The organism is Pedobacter sp. (assembly GCF_965279535.1).
Lineage (GTDB): Bacteria > Bacteroidota > Bacteroidia > Sphingobacteriales > Sphingobacteriaceae > Pedobacter.
In genome coordinates, this window is the sequence record NZ_OZ257244.1 from 5,184,383 (window position 1) to 5,199,437 (window position 15,055).

Here is a 15,055-nt window from a genome sequence, read left to right on the forward strand (position 1 = left end):
GTAGTAAGCTGGATTAAAATTCATTTATAAATAAGTCGTAGTTCCCTAACGCTGCTGATTTCAGTAATAGCGCTTGCCAAACATTAGTGTAAGCAATATCGCGGTCGGTTTCTGCACGGTTCAGGGTGAAAAGTGCCTGGGTCAGGTCGACCAGGGTTGTTAAGCCATTTTTATATAAGGTGCTTTTTTGCAGATAGGCATCTGAAGCTGCCTTTACCTGTATGGGTGCTTCTGTATAATTGGCCAGGGCATTTTTTAACTTATTATCCGCCAGTGCGAGTTGCGCTTTCAATTGTTGATCGGCGAGCTCATATTCGTGTTTAAGCCCTTCACTGATAAACTGTTGCGAACGTACCTGAGGGGCATTCTTCAATAAACCAGACAGGTTCCAGGTCATTCCTATTCCAATCAAATAGTTTCCGCGTACGGGATTGGTCCCATCAAAGTAATTTCTGGTGTAGGCATGTTGGTTAATTAGATAGTCTGAACTAAAACCAGAACCACGTCCCTGAAATACACCAAATAATGAGAAGCTGGGGTAGTAAAGTCTGCGGTAATAACCCAGCTGTTCATTACTTACTTCTATCCGTTTCTGGTAAAACTTTAAGACAGGATGGCTGTTTTTTACTGCAGTATCATTAAGCATGTTGATTGGAATTCTACTGATTGAACTGGTGTCCAGTGTATAGGTGGTAGCTGTTTCCCCCATCAAAAACCCTAGTTTATTGGCTTGTTCCTGCTCCAGATCTTGCGCTTTGGTTAACGCAATTTTGGCGCTGGATACTTCAGCTTTAGCAAATGACGAGTCTACTCCTGCAATCAATCCATTTTTTGCCCTGATTACTGCCGTGTTTTTAAAGGTTATTGCTCTTTCTAAGTTTTTTTGTTGTGATTTAGTCAGTCGCTGAGCTGCCAATAAATTTAAGTATGCAGCGGAAACACGAATTTCTTGCTGAAATTTCTCTTGTTCCAAATCGTTTTGATCTCTTTTATAAATCGCATCAGCAATTTTTATTCGCTGATTGATCCTGCCAAAGCTGAAGAAATCCCAATTTACATTAGCCAGGTACAATGCCCCAAAAGCTGCGTTCCAGTTTTGTGATGACAAGGCCGGGCCCGAGGAGGCTGTTCCCAATCCACCCAGACCATACTGTGGCCCATTCTGACCATTAATGGTTCCGTAGTCTTGTTGGGCGCTGAGATTCAGATTGGGCAAATATTCTCGCTTCGCCTGTACTACACCAGATTTCGAGGCCTGAGCATAGTTGTTTTTTGCCTTGATTGTGCCATAATTGCTAAGCGCTGCATTGACGGCTTGTTTCAAGCTTAATGTTTGAGCGTTGGTAGTTAAAGTATTGAAAAAAAGTAATCCAAATGCTAAATAACGTATTGCTGTTCGGGACATAGTGTGAAAATTACACGGCAAATTTATTACAAGGTGCTATAAGCAAAGTATTCGGTTCAAATCAATAATTATGCAAATCAAATAACGCAGAATTGTTACTTTTCAATGATGGATATCTTTTTTAAAAAAAACTTAATCATTTGTCCCGGGAAATTGTTTTGAGATAAATCCAATTCATTATCTTTAATAACTAACTGTAAATAAAAAATGAGAAAGCTACCATTATTCATGTTGCTGTTTATTGTCACCTCTTTTTCCGCGCTGGCACAAAGTAAAGATGCGATTTTAGGTAAATGGCTAAATCCATCAGGCGAAGGACAGATTGAAATTTATAAGAAAGGGGATAAGTATTATGGCAAACTGGCCTGGATGAAAGAGCCCAACCTGAATGGAAAACCTAAGTTAGATGCGAAGAATCCTGATGAAAAGTTACAGAGAAGACCGCTGTTAAATCTGGAAATCTTAAAAGACTTCGTTTATGACGATAAAAAATGGACTGCCGGTACAATATATGATCCGAAGAGTGGAAAGACTTACAGTTGTAATATGACTTTAAAGGGAAATGATGTTTTAAATGTAAGGGGATACATCGGAATATCACTTTTAGGACGTTCAGAAACATTTAGAAGGGTAAAATAATCAAATGAAAAAAATACTTTGGTGCCTGTTTTGGGCACCTTTTTTTTGTGTAGCACAGACCACTACATTTAAAGCGCTTACCGAAAACAACAAGACCAGTTTACGTGGGTTAAGTGTGGTTAGCGATAAAATAATCTGGGCAAGTGGAAGTAATGGTTCTGTTGGGAAATCTACTGATGGTGGACTTAGCTTCGACTGGATGAAACCTGTGGGTTTTGAAAAGCTGGATTTTAGAGATATTGAAGCTTTTGACGATCAACAAGCCATTATTGTTAATGCAGGGTCGCCAGCTTTTATTTTAAAAACTATAGATGGAGGTAAAAGCTGGACTGAGCATTACAAGAACTTAGATTCAGCTATATTTTTAGATGGAATGGGATTCTGGGGACGAGATAAAGGTATCGTTTTCGGTGATCCGATTAAAGGTAAAATGCAATTGCTTAAAACCCTGAATGCCGGAGAAACCTGGAAGGATATTTCGGGCAATTTGGTATTGGCAATGGCAGAGGGAGAGGCCGCCTTTGCAGCGAGTGGAACCACCATTAAAACACAAGCGGGTGGTAAAGTATGGGTTGCTACCGGGGGAAAAGTATCTAATGTTTATTTCAGTGCAGACTATGGTCAAACCTGGAAGGTTTTTAAGTGCCCGATCTTGCAGGGGGAGAACTCTACAGGTCCATTTTCAATCGATTTTTACGATGCCAAACATGGTGTAGTTGTAGGTGGGAATTACCTTAAAGACAAAGAAAACGATAATAATATACTGCTAACCGCCGACGGGGGTAAAACCTGGCAAAAACCCAAAATGCCGATTTCTGGTTATCGTTCAGGTGTAGCTTATTTAAATGCTAAAACGCTGGTTGCTACCGGAACTTCTGGTACTGATATTTCCTATGATGGCGGAAATACCTGGAAGAAGATATCAGACCAGAGCTTTAATGCCATCCAGCCGGTTAAAAAGGGAAAATCATTTATTTTAGCAGGCGAAAAGGGAAGGATTTATCAATTATCATTAAACTAATTTAGATTTAAATAAGCCTATTGTTCGGCTCCAGGCCAGTTTAGCTGCCGCTTCGTTATAACGGGTAGGAGAAGTGTTGTTGTTAAAGGCATGGTTTACCCCATCGTAAATGAAAAGTTGATAATCGATATTATTTTCTTTTAAAGCCTTTTCGTAATTGGGAATCCCTGCATTGATGCGTTCATCTAAACCTCCATAATGAAGCATCAGGCTTGCTTTAATCCTGGGCACATCGGTAACATTAGCCTGGGATCCATAGTAAGCCACAGCTGCTTGTAATTTAGGATCATTAACGGCAAGTTTGTTTGCCATGGCACCACCCCAGCAAAAACCTACACAGCCAACCTTGCCATTTGAATCTTTTCTGTTGCGCAGATATTCTAATGCTTTAAGGTAATTTTGCAGGTTTTTCTCGGGGTCAAGTTTGCCAATGAGTTCGCGTCCTTTGTCCTCATCTGCAGGTGTACCACCTAAAGGAGATAAAGCATCTACCCCCAGGGCAATAAAACCTTCAGCTGCGACTCTTTTGGTTACATCAATAATATGTGGGTTTAAGCCCCGGTTTTCATGAATCACTACCACACAGCCCAACTTCTTTTTGCCCTTAGGTCTGGCTAAAACAGCTTTCATTTCTCCTTCAACCCCAGGATAAGTAATGTTTTCTGTTTCAATATCATCACTATTAAAATCGGCAGCAGCAACATAGTTGTTTTCCAGCATGGGTAAGATTGTCAAAGCTAAAGCTGTACTTCCCGCCAGAATGGCCAGTTTTTTCATAAAGTCTTTTCTGTTTAACTGACTATGTGTATACTGGTCGTAAAGGTTGATGATTTTCTGATCCATGAGCTAGGTTTTGAATTGTAATACAATATAAACAAGCTTGCGCGAATTTAGTAGCTGCTACTTAAAAGTTACATTGAATGATTGCTGGTTTTTCGCTGTTAAACATTGAAAAAACAGATTCCAACTCCAATGAGTTTTATGATGACTAAAGACTGCATCTATGGATTCAATAGCTATTGCTCTTCGACATACTTCTTGAAGTTGTTCAAAATCGCTTGCCAGCCTCCTTTTTGCATTTCTACAGGGTTTGTATTTTCTGCATCAAAGGATTCGATAATTTCAGTTGTATCACCATCACCCTTGAAACTTACAGCAACTTTTCTGCCATCAGCCATGCCATATTCAATTAACTCATTCACTATAACATTGCTATATACACCTTCAAAATCAAAACTCATGCTTCCGTCTTTAGCAGCCATTGTAGTTTTAAATTTTCCATCTTTGCGTAAATCGTTATCTGCATAAGGTGCATGCCAGTCATCAGATGCGTTGGTCCATTGGGTGATGTGTGCAGGTTCTGACCAGAATTCCCATACTTTACTTACCGGAGCATTTACTGTTGCAGATACCGTGATGCTAATTGTTTTTGCTGTTTCCATAAATGTTTAAATTTTATATCGTAAAGATAGCAGGTGTTATTAAATCTATGAGTAGGTGAATGCGACAAATGTAGGGTGCCGGAAGGATGATATTTACAACATTAATTGTAAAATACCTGTAAACAAAAAAAGCTTCGAAGATTTCGAAGCTTTTGTACTCGGGGCGGGAATCGAACCCGCACGACTTTTAGGGTCACAGGATTTTAAGTCCTGCGTGTCTACCAGTTCCACCACCCGAGCAGGTGATTAACCTTTTAAATTTAAAAGCCTTCGGTAAAGAAGGCTTTTGGAGCGAAAGACGAGATTCGAACTCGCGACCCCGACCTTGGCAAGGTCGTGCTCTACCAACTGAGCTACTTTCGCCTAAACGAAAACATATGCTATGTTTTCGTTGGGGTTGCAAATATAGATATTTATAATTTAAATCAAAAAATAATTAAAAATAATCTTGTCGGTTTGTACTGTCTTTTGACTTTAATTGCTGCATTTGATTAGTTATAAGTATTTTAGTGAAAATGTGTTTTGCTAAAATAATGTCGTAATAAATTGCTGATTTCCCGCTTTACTATAAATTAACTGAATTTTTAATGCTTAAATGGCTTCTAATTACATAAACATTGAATAAAAAGAAGAGCAATACCCTGGTTATATATGCAGATAAACCTGTATCTGGACAGCATTATTTTTATGTTTTCTTGAATTTTTTGTTTTTATCCTGTGTGCTCATATGGTTCGTTGGCTTGTATATCGAGAGCGATGGATATCGGTCTCCTGAAGACAGTGGATTTTTATTTTTTCTTTTTCTCCTGGTCGCTTTTGCCGGATGGCGCTTATGGAGCAGGATAAAAAGAATAATAGATATACAAAAGGAAAAGCCCTTAATAAAAATTAATCCTGATGGTATTGAGGTATTTGGAGATGAATTTAGATTTTGGAAGGATATTGAATACTTCAAACTGGTGAATAATTTTGATCAAAAATATATTGAATTAAAATGCTTGAAGGAAGAAGGGGATATGAATTATAGTTTGGATCATCCATCAGAGACTGCAGAATTTAAAAATTTAACATCATTCAAGGATATTTTAGAGCAATATACTGATAAAGGCCTTCTTGAAGAGTATTGATGAGGCTATTGAAAACAAAAAAAGCTTCGAAGATTTCGAAGCTTTTGTACTCGGGGCGGGAATCGAACCCGCACGACTTTTAGGGTCACAGGATTTTAAGTCCTGCGTGTCTACCAGTTCCACCACCCGAGCAGGTGATTAACCTTTTAAATTTAAAAGCCTCCGGTAAAGAAGGCTTTTAGAGCGAAAGACGAGATTCGAACTCGCGACCCCGACCTTGGCAAGGTCGTGCTCTACCAACTGAGCTACTTTCGCATTTACAAAACCGATACTGTGTTTCGTTTTGGTGATGCAAATATAGAGAGATTTCTATTTCTGTCAAGGGATTTTTTATTAAAAATTTAATATTTAATTTAAATTGCTGGCTTTCAGTACAACTAAAATTAAATCATTTTCAAAACCCCGCGACTGTAGATAGTACATCAACTTCATTTTCCGCTTGAATATGTCTTTTTCATGGAGTAGATTACTTTTTTTTACCGCTAAATCTGCTAGTGTTTTCTCGTAAGCATCATCATCTATACTGTACAATGCTTTTTGAAGGAGTTTTTCCGGAACACCCTTTAATTTTAGGCCCTGTTTAATTTTTATGCGACCCCATTTTTTGATGTTGAATTTTCCGGATACATAGTTCATGGCAAAGCGTTCTTCGTTCAAAAAGTTATTTAAAATTAAATCACTGATAATTTCTTCCAACTCATCACCACGCATTCCCCAGTCTAGAAGTTTGGACCTTACTTCTTTTTGCGAACGTTCCTGATAAGCACAAAAATGTTCGGCCTTTACCAGTGCTTGTTTTTTGTCTAAAATCGGGGCTTGGTTACTACTTTTCATAATTAATTGCTGAAATTCGTAAAAAATAAAACCATATTGTAATTTTTTGAAATTATAAAGGATGTCGACCTCAATATATACTGTTTCTAAAGTTGTTCAAGTTTTAAATGCCGATGCCGTTTTTGTAGATAGCGAAGCAATTATTCAATACCTGGTTATTGATAGCCGTTCTATCCTGGTTCCTGAAAACTCTTTGTTTTTTGCACTGAAATCACATCGCGATGGACATGAGTTTCTCAAGGATGCTTACCAAAAAGAAATCAGAAATTTTGTAATCAGCGATAGAAAGTATGTTGATCAATATCCCGGTTGTAACTTCATTATAGTTGCTGATGTATTACAAGCGCTGCAGACATTAGCCGCCTACCACCGCTCACAATTTGATTTAAGAACTATAGGTATTACAGGAAGTAACGGAAAAACAATTGTTAAAGAATGGTTATACCAGCTCCTGGCAGTCGACTTTAATATCGTTCGTAGTCCTAAAAGTTATAATTCTCAAATTGGTGCGGCTTTATCGGTTTGGCAGATAACACCTGAAAACAATTTAGGGATTTTTGAAGCGGGAATTTCCGCCGTTAACGAGATGGAAGCCCTGGAAGAAATTATTCATCCCGAAATCGGGATTTTGACCAATATAGGAGAGGCCCATGCAGAAGGATTTAGCTCTAAAAAGGAAAAATTATTGGAAAAGCTAAAGCTTTTTAAGCATGCCGATCTCCTCATTTATTCTCCAGAATACATAACAGAAATTAATGCAAAGCAACTTCCAGGAAAAAGACATTTTAGCTGGAGTAGTAAGCAAGCTGCTGATTTGCAAATTATTGCGGTAGAGCCAATTGAAGGGAATTGTTATCTCCGTGCGCTTTATCAGCATACCGAAATAGAATGTATACTCCCTTTTAAAGATCGTGCCTCGATAGAAAATGGAATGATTTGCTGGGCAACACTATTGGCAATGGGATACACACCGGAACAAGCTGATTTGAGGTTGGAAAAAATTAGTCCGGTGAGTATGCGGTTAGAATTGAAAAATGGAATTAATCAATGTTCGATAATTGATGATTCTTACAGTGCAGATATCTCCTCGCTGGCCATTGCACTGGATTTTTTAAACCAACAGAATCAGCATGATCAAAAAACGGTTATTCTCTCAGAATTATTCGAGACCGGGAAGACGGATCAGGACCTTTATAAGGAAATTGCAGAATTACTGATCCAAAAGAAGGTAAACAGAATGATCGGCATAGGAAAGCACATAGCGGCCTATAAAAGTTTCTTTAATATTGATAGTCAGTTTTTTGATGATACCAATGCTTTTATTGAAGCTTTTCCAAGTATCTCTTTTAGCCACGAAACGATATTGGTAAAGGGTTCCAGAAGATTTGAATTTGGCCGGATTAGTAAACTTCTAACTCAGAAGATTCACGATACTGTTTTAGAAATAGATTTGAACGCTATGGTTGGCAATTTGCAGTTTTATCGTTCTAAAATACAGCCAGGAGTGAAGATTATGGCTATGGTGAAGGCTTTTTCGTATGGGAGCGGGAGTTTCGAGATTGCTAACTTGCTGCAGTTTCATAAGGTAGATTATTTGGCCGTTGCTTATGCTGATGAGGGAATTGCTTTGCGGAAAGCTGGTATTACTTTGCCGATTATGGTGATGAGCCCGGAAGAATCTGCCTTCGAAGCGATTATTAAGCATCGCCTGGAACCCGAAATTTATAGTCTGGAAATTATGAACAGTTTTATCAGGTTTTTATCAGATTACGATTTCAATTATCCGGTACACTTGAAAATAGATAGTGGCATGCATCGATTAGGTTTTGACCGTGTTGAAATCAGTAGCTTAAAAGAAGCGTTAAAGAATAATGACAAAATAAAAGTACAAAGTATATTCTCGCATTTGGTAGCCAGTGATGCAGCCGAACATGATGGTTTTACGCAATACCAAATTGATCAGTTCAAACAAATTTCAGATCAATTGGTGAATACTTTAGGTTATAAACCACTTTTGCACATAGCCAATACTTCTGGCATTAGCAGGTGGCCAAATGCACAAATGGACATGGTACGATTAGGTATAGGACTTTATGGTTTTGATTCAGCATTGTTTCAAAACAGGGGCCTTCAAACGGTAATGATTCTTAAAACTACGGTTACTCAGGTTAAGGTACTGGAAGCTGGAGAAACTGTTGGTTACAGCCGGAGGGGCATAATGCCTAAGGGAGGGAAAATTGCAACGGTAAAAATTGGCTATGCGGATGGTTATAGTCGCGCATTTGGTAATGGTGTAGGCAAAATGATTATCAATGGACATTTGGTGCCCACTATCGGTTCTATTTGTATGGATATGACGATGCTCGATGTGACTGGCATAGATGTTAAGTCAGGTGATGAAGCCATCGTTTTCAACCATGACCATACCATCATACAGTTGGCAAAAGATATCAACACCATCCCGTATGAAATATTAACCAATATTTCTCAAAGAGTTAAAAGGGTATATTTTTATGAATAGAATTAGTTCATTGGGCATTGGTTAGGCGATATGTTCAACTCAACAATTAAACAATTCCACAGTTAAGCAATTAAACGATTAAGTTCATTGGGTAATAGTCATTGGTTAGTCGATACGATCAACTCGATAGCTAAACAACTCAACGATTAAACAATTCCACAGTTAAGCAATTAAACAATTAAGTTCATTGGGCAATAGTCATTGGTTAGTCGATATGTTCAACTCGACAGCTAAACAACTCAACGATTAAACAATTCCACAGTTAAACAATTAAGTTCATTGGGCAATAGTGATTGGTTAGGCGATATGTTCAACTCAGCAGCTAAACAACTCAACGACTAAACAGTTACACAGTTAAGCAATTAAACAGTTGAACAATTAAGCAGATAAACAAAAAACAATGCAACAAATACATTAATTTTGCGGCATGAACAGAATCGGGAAAGCCATTTTAAATTATCTCATTAAAGGTTTATTGATTGTTGTACCTATTGCAGTCAGTATTTTTATTGTGGTATGGGCGGTAACTACCGTAGATAGCTGGTTAAATGTTAATAATATTCTGGGTGTAGATCCACGAACGGGAGAAAGCAGGAATATACCCGGCTTAGGTTTATTAACAGTAATTACCATTATTTTAACCGCAGGGATTTTTGTTACAAATTTTGTAACTGAGCCCATGTATAACTGGTTCCAGCGTATTTTACACCGTTTGCCCTTACTGAACTTTATTTATTCATCTATTAAGGATCTTACCGAGGCCTTTGTAGGCGATGAAAAGAAGTTTAATCACCCGGTTTTGGTTGAAGTAGAGGGTGGTATGAAGAAAATTGGGTTTTTAACTCAAAACGACCTGACAAAACTGAATCTTCATGAGGATGTTGCAGTATATTTTCCTCTTTCCTATTCTTTTGCAGGACAGCTTTGTATTGTGAAACGGGATAAGGTTGTAGATTTAGATATGAGTGCTGCAGATGCCATGAAACTGGTGGTAAGTGGTGGTGTAAGCGGATTATAATTTTTGATATCATGATTAAATTCTATCACAATAACCGTTGTAGCAAGAGCCGTTCGGCACTCAGCATTTTACAGGAAAGCGGCCTTGATTTCGAAATTATTTATTATCTGGAAACACCTCCAACATTTGAAGCATTAGCAGAGATTATTCAAAAGTTAGGCATCAAGCCCGAAGAATTGGTCAGAAAAACAGAAACAATATACCAGGAACAATATAAAGGAAAGTCGTTTAGTGATGACGAATGGATAAAAGCGATGGTCGATAATCCCAGTCTCATTGAGCGTCCTATAGTTATTTCTGGAAACAGGGGTGTAATTGCGCGTCCAACAGAGCGTATCTTTGAAATATTGGATTAGTTTTTTAGTATCAAGTAGTTAGTGCTAGTATCAAGTATCAAGTATTGAGTATTGAGTATTGAGTATTGAGTGTGGATGCAGCATGCTGACCCTTCCATCTTCCGTGAAAATATATTACAGTAATATAAATTCAGCTATGATCAAAAAATGCCCCTGAAAAATAAAGGAAGAAAGACGATTAGCATTAGCAACACAATAATTCTTGCATAGTACTCTCTGATAAATAAGCCCAGGATAATCAAAAGGTCGTCGTCTACGTTGGTATGGACAAGGCCATTCCCGGTTGAGGCATTAAATAAAAGTTGCTTGTCGGTGTGGTTATTAATTGACCATCTGCTTAACCAGGTATTTTGAAAGGTCCATTCTAACTCCTCACCGGTGGTTAAATTAATTTTGGCCTTGAAAGCTAACCAATCATAACGGATGACGGCCAGTGTTTCATTTTTATTGTTAATTAACCTGGTTTCAGGGTGACTAAAACCTTCACTTCTTAAAAGATAAATTCCACTTTGCGTTGTTGCAATAGCCGCATTTTTCCAGGTACTGAAGTTCAATGAGAACCGCAGTAAGCCCTTGTTGAATACCTGATAATTGCTATCAAATACACCTTTTCTCCAATTTAATAACTGTTCCATCTCACCAAAGGATTTATTTTAATAATACACTCTTCTTATCAAGAGAATTTAAAAACATAGAATTAAACCAATTGTTTTTTCAAATGGTTTAATCCTTCATTTTACCTTTAGATAGTAGTTTTACTGAGTTGTTACAAGACCATCATGCAATAAAAAAGTGCTTACAAATGCAAGCACTTTAATTATTTTGTGTTTTAGAAAGCTAAATCGAATTAGAAGTTCGGTTTCAAAACATATTTATCATAGAAACGGAAAATGTGTTCGGCAGCTTCTTCTGCAGTATCTACCAATCGGAAGAGGTTTAAATCTTCTTCATGAATATTATGCTCTTTTTGGAGCATGGTATTTTTGATCCAATCGATTAAACCACCCCAATAATCAGTGCCGATTAAAACAATGGGAAAACGCGCTATTTTACCTGTTTGAATGAGTGTAAGCGCCTCAAAAAGTTCATCCATTGTGCCAAAACCTCCAGGGAGAACAATAAAGCCCTGGCTATACTTCATGAACATCACCTTTCTTACAAAGAAATAATCGAACTCTAAAAGTTTATTGTGGTCGATGTACTTGTTATGGAATTGTTCGAAGGGCAATTCTATATTTAAACCAACCGATTTACCTCCATTGGTATGCGCACCTTTATTACCGGCTTCCATAATTCCGGGGCCTCCACCCGTGATTACTCCGTAACCCCGGTCGGTTAAAAGTTTTCCGCATTGTTCTGCCAGTTGATAATACCTGTTGGTTTGGGCTGTACGGGCAGATCCGTAAATGGTAACACAAGGGCCAATTTTAGCCAGTTTTTCAAAGCCGTCTACAAACTCAGCCATTATTTTAAATATCTGCCAGGAGTCTGTTACTTTAATTTCCTGCCAGTCTTTATTTTCAAAAGCACTTCTAATTTTTTCTTCACTCGTCATATACTTTTATTCTAAAATTAAAATCTGGTTTGCTTATCGGTCTTTTTACTAATGAACAACAAACCTATAAAAGTGATTAAACCATTAATTAAAATCAATTCTACACTAAAAACATATCCTCCTAACAATTGAGTAGAATACGTTGCAAGCAAGTAACATAAAAAAGGCGATAAAATGCAAACTAATGGAACTAATTTATCATGCAGGCCACGTTTTTTTACAAATAAACCAAAACTATACAATCCCAAAAGTGGTCCGTAGGTGTAAGAAGCAATCTGGAAAATTAAGCTTACTACAGATGAACTATTGAACGCATTGATTACAATAATGACCAAAAACATCAGAATTGAAAAGGCTACGTGTACGGCATGGCGTTTCTTTACTGCTTTTTCTGCGTTCAGGTTTTCTGCTTTATCCATACCTAAAAAATCCACACAAAAAGAGGTGGTTAGTGCCGTTAAGGCCGAGTCGGTTGTAGCAAATGTTGCGGCTGTTAAGCCCAGCATAAAGATAATTGCCGGTACGGCGCCCAAATTATTAAGCGCAATTTCGGGAAATAATAAATCTGTTCTGGGCTTGCCGGTAAGGTGATCTAAAGGGATATCGATACCGTTTTTAGCGGCAAAAATGTACAGAAGTGCACCCACACTTAAGAAAAAAACATTTAGGATTACGAATACACCGGTAAAACTAAACATGTTCTTTTGAGCCTCTTTAATCGTGCTCATGCTCAGGTTTTTCTGCATTAAATCCTGGTCTAATCCAGTCATGGCAATGGTAACGAATATCCCACCAATAAACTGTTTGCTAAAATTGAACTTATTGGTCATGAAATCATCCCAGAAGAATATTTTAGAATAACTGCTGCTCTTGATGTTCTCAAAGGCTTGTGGTATATTGAAATCCAGGCTATTACAAATAAAATATATCGTGAGAAAAACAGAAAGTACCAAAAAGAATGTTTGTAAGGTATCGGTAATGATGATCGTTTTTAATCCACCTTTAAAAGTGTATGACCAGATTAGCGCCAGAGAAATTAATACCGTTAACCAAAAAGGAACTCCGTAGGTATCGAATATAAACCGTTGTAAAACAATAACAACCAGGTAAAGTCTTGTTGCAGAGCCTAATGTGCGGCTTAGTAAGAAAATGGAAGCAGCTGTTTTATAGCTGTAATGCCCCAGTCGCTGCTCAATATAGCCATATATAGAAGTTAGTTTCATTCGGTAATACAGCGGTAATAAAACTGTAGCAATGATGATAAAACCGACTGCATTCCCCAAAACAAACTGGAAGTATTGAAACTGATTTCCGGCAGGAGCACCCACTTCACCGGGAACAGAAATAAAAGTTACGCCAGAAAGGGCTGTTCCAATCATACCGAAGGCCACCAGGTACCATTTGGAGTTTCGGTTAGCAATGAAAAAGGTAGAATTGTCTGACGATTTTTGAGAAGTTACAAATGAAATAATAATCAGGACTAAAAAGTATCCGATCAAAAAACACAATAGGATGGTTGGCGACATAGTTTTTTTGTTAAGCTGTTAAATGTAAGAAATTAGCTTCTAATGTCAATATGAGATAGAAGATTTGAGGCAGGGATTTGAGTGCTGAGATTTGAGGCTCTTGAATTGAGAACTGAATATGGAGCCGTGCCTAACTCAACGGCTGTTTAAGCAGTCTGATGGTCTTAAACAAATCAACTATTTTAATTATTTTTGTAGTATGAATTTTTCATCCAAACTGCTGGAAGATGCGGTAAACGAATTCGCTAAATTACCTGGGGTAGGGCAAAAGACAGCACTAAGATTGGTGTTACATCTTTTAAGCAAAGAGAAGGAAGAGGTTAATCTGTTTGGAAATACGCTGATCAGGCTTAAAGCTGAAATAAAAAACTGTAGTATCTGCAGAAACATATCGGATCACGTGATTTGTGAAATTTGTAGTTCAAACAAGCGTGATAAAGAAACCATTTGCGTGGTGGAAGATACGAGAGATGTGATGGCTATTGAGAATACTGCGCAATATTTTGGCGTTTATCATGTTTTAGGGGGCTTAATTTCTCCAATGGATGGTGTTGGCCCTGCCGATTTATTTATTGATGGATTAGTAGATCGGGTTGCTGCAGGTGGGATTAAAGAAGTGATTCTGGCATTAAGTCCGAATATGGAAGGTGATACCACTTTATTTTATCTCTATAAAAGACTAAAAGAGTTTAACGTTCCCATTACCACCATTGCAAGGGGTATTGCCTTTGGCGGTGAGCTGGAATATACAGATGAGATTACTTTGGGCAGATCGATTATTACCCGGGTACCTTATGAAACCGCAATGATGAAATAATGTACAGGATATTCTTAATTCTCCTTTTTTGCGCTTCAACAATACGTTTAAATGCGCAGGTTAAAATTCATTCTCATAACGATTATACACATTCGAGTCCACTCACCGAAGCCTATGCTTATCAGGCCTCCCAGGTAGAGGCCGATATTTTCCTAATTGGAGATTCATTAATCGTTGCCCATAGCAAAAAAGATAAAAACCTTAGCCGTACACTCGATCGCCTTTATCTGGAACCTTTGGCAAGCCGGTTTAACAATGATAAGGCTAGAGCGGTAAAAACCAATTACGGTTTAACACTGATGATTGATGTTAAGGAAAGCTGGAGCTTGGTTTATCCCAGATTGAAAAGAGATATTGAAAAATATGGAGAGATATTCAACAAGGATAAAAACCCAGATGCTTTTCAAATTGTGATCAGTGGAGCCAGACCTGATAGTACGACCTTTCATCAATATCCTAAATGGCTATTTTTTGATGGATTGCCTCATGCAAAATATAATGCAGAAAATTTGGAACGTGTAACCATGATCAGTGATAATTTTGCTACTTATTCCAAATGGAAGGGAATTGGCGAAATTCCAAAGTCCGACAAAAAGAAACTTCGTAAAGTTGTTAAGTCTGCACACCGATTAAATAAACCCATGCGGTTCTGGGGAGCGCCTGATAATCAGGCTTGCTGGGATTTACTTAAGGGTTTAGGTGCCGATATCATCAATACAGATAAAGTTGCAGAAGCAACCCGCTATTTTAAAAATTGAATTAATGTAGTAGAATGTGCAACATTCTACTAAAGA

At 37.8% G+C, this 15,055-nt stretch carries 15 protein-coding genes and 4 tRNA genes; 8 read left to right on the forward strand and 11 right to left on the reverse strand.

From position 1 onward, the window contains the following. Positions 1-13: 13 nt before the first annotated feature. Positions 14-1,324 (reverse strand): TolC family protein, encoded by a 1,311-nt coding sequence (locus tag ACQY77_RS21525; RefSeq protein WP_421940258.1) that lies wholly within the window; start codon positions 1,322-1,324, stop codon positions 14-16. Positions 1,325-1,612: 288 nt separating this feature from the next. On the opposite strand from ACQY77_RS21525, the gene ACQY77_RS21530 reads away from it, so the two are divergent. Next, a complete protein-coding gene (locus ACQY77_RS21530; RefSeq protein ID WP_421940257.1) occupies positions 1,613-2,044 on the forward strand; it encodes a DUF2147 domain-containing protein in 432 nt (143 codons plus the stop codon). A 4-nt stretch (positions 2,045-2,048) separates the two neighbouring features. Further along, a complete protein-coding gene (locus tag ACQY77_RS21535; RefSeq protein ID WP_421940256.1) occupies positions 2,049-3,065 on the forward strand; it encodes a WD40/YVTN/BNR-like repeat-containing protein in 1,017 nt (338 codons plus the stop codon). Here ACQY77_RS21535 and ACQY77_RS21540 read toward each other — a convergent pair. The 4 genes from ACQY77_RS21540 to ACQY77_RS21555 all read right to left on the reverse strand — a co-directional run bounded on the left by ACQY77_RS21540 (position 3,057) and on the right by ACQY77_RS21555 (position 4,870). Then, positions 3,057-3,908, reverse strand: coding sequence for a dienelactone hydrolase family protein (locus ACQY77_RS21540; protein ID WP_421940255.1), 852 nt, complete (start codon positions 3,906-3,908; stop codon positions 3,057-3,059). The genes ACQY77_RS21535 and ACQY77_RS21540 overlap by 9 nt on opposite strands. A gap of 173 nt (positions 3,909-4,081) precedes the next feature. After that, complete coding sequence (locus ACQY77_RS21545; protein WP_421940254.1) at positions 4,082-4,507, reverse strand: SRPBCC family protein; 426 nt, start codon at positions 4,505-4,507, stop codon at positions 4,082-4,084. A 155-nt stretch (positions 4,508-4,662) separates the two neighbouring features. Then, positions 4,663-4,747, reverse strand: a tRNA-Leu gene (locus ACQY77_RS21550). Positions 4,748-4,794: 47 nt separating this feature from the next. Then, positions 4,795-4,870 (reverse strand) — tRNA-Gly (locus tag ACQY77_RS21555). Between the two features lie 254 nt (positions 4,871-5,124). Here ACQY77_RS21555 and ACQY77_RS21560 point away from each other — a divergent pair. After that, entirely contained in the window at positions 5,125-5,634 is a 510-nt protein-coding gene (locus ACQY77_RS21560) for a hypothetical protein (protein WP_421940253.1), read from the forward strand. Positions 5,635-5,681: 47 nt separating this feature from the next. Here ACQY77_RS21560 and ACQY77_RS21565 read toward each other — a convergent pair. The 3 genes from ACQY77_RS21565 to ACQY77_RS21575 all read right to left on the reverse strand — a co-directional run bounded on the left by ACQY77_RS21565 (position 5,682) and on the right by ACQY77_RS21575 (position 6,468). After that, positions 5,682-5,766: transfer RNA gene (locus tag ACQY77_RS21565), tRNA-Leu, on the reverse strand. Positions 5,767-5,816: 50 nt separating this feature from the next. Further along, positions 5,817-5,889, reverse strand: a tRNA-Gly gene (locus ACQY77_RS21570). 93 nt (positions 5,890-5,982) lie between these two features. Then, positions 5,983-6,468: a regulatory protein RecX gene (locus ACQY77_RS21575; RefSeq protein WP_421940252.1), complete on the reverse strand. Its 486-nt coding sequence runs from the start codon at positions 6,466-6,468 to the stop codon at positions 5,983-5,985. Positions 6,469-6,529: 61 nt separating this feature from the next. Between ACQY77_RS21575 and ACQY77_RS21580 the strand changes: the two genes are divergently transcribed. The 3 genes from ACQY77_RS21580 (at position 6,530) to arsC (ending at position 10,363) form a co-directional block, all read left to right on the forward strand. Beyond that, a complete protein-coding gene (locus ACQY77_RS21580) occupies positions 6,530-8,989 on the forward strand; it encodes a bifunctional UDP-N-acetylmuramoyl-tripeptide:D-alanyl-D-alanine ligase/alanine racemase (RefSeq protein WP_421940251.1) in 2,460 nt (819 codons plus the stop codon). A 427-nt stretch (positions 8,990-9,416) separates the two neighbouring features. Further along, positions 9,417-10,007, forward strand: coding sequence for a DUF502 domain-containing protein (locus tag ACQY77_RS21585; RefSeq protein WP_421940250.1), 591 nt, complete (start codon positions 9,417-9,419; stop codon positions 10,005-10,007). 11 nt (positions 10,008-10,018) lie between these two features. Then, positions 10,019-10,363 (forward strand): arsenate reductase (glutaredoxin), encoded by a 345-nt coding sequence (gene arsC / locus ACQY77_RS21590; protein WP_421940249.1) that lies wholly within the window; start codon positions 10,019-10,021, stop codon positions 10,361-10,363. Between the two features lie 140 nt (positions 10,364-10,503). Here arsC and ACQY77_RS21595 read toward each other — a convergent pair whose 3' ends face one another. The 3 genes from ACQY77_RS21595 to ACQY77_RS21605 form a co-directional block, all read right to left on the reverse strand. Then, entirely contained in the window at positions 10,504-10,998 is a 495-nt protein-coding gene (locus ACQY77_RS21595; RefSeq protein WP_421940248.1) for a hypothetical protein, read from the reverse strand. 212 nt (positions 10,999-11,210) lie between these two features. Then, positions 11,211-11,918 carry a TIGR00730 family Rossman fold protein gene (locus ACQY77_RS21600; RefSeq protein ID WP_421940247.1) on the reverse strand — a complete coding sequence of 236 codons (708 nt, stop codon included), beginning with the start codon at positions 11,916-11,918 and terminating at the stop codon, positions 11,211-11,213. A 17-nt stretch (positions 11,919-11,935) separates the two neighbouring features. Next, on the reverse strand, positions 11,936-13,444 hold the full coding sequence (locus tag ACQY77_RS21605; protein WP_421940246.1) for a sodium:solute symporter: 1,509 nt from the start codon (positions 13,442-13,444) through the stop codon (positions 11,936-11,938). Positions 13,445-13,643: 199 nt separating this feature from the next. Here ACQY77_RS21605 and recR point away from each other — a divergent pair, with 199 nt between their 5' ends. Continuing rightward, positions 13,644-14,261 (forward strand): recombination mediator RecR, encoded by a 618-nt coding sequence (gene recR, locus ACQY77_RS21610; protein ID WP_421940245.1) that lies wholly within the window; start codon positions 13,644-13,646, stop codon positions 14,259-14,261. Beyond that, complete coding sequence (locus tag ACQY77_RS21615) at positions 14,261-15,019, forward strand: hypothetical protein (protein ID WP_421940244.1); 759 nt, start codon at positions 14,261-14,263, stop codon at positions 15,017-15,019. The genes recR and ACQY77_RS21615 overlap by 1 nt, the downstream gene beginning before the upstream one ends. Positions 15,020-15,055 lie beyond the last annotated feature (36 nt).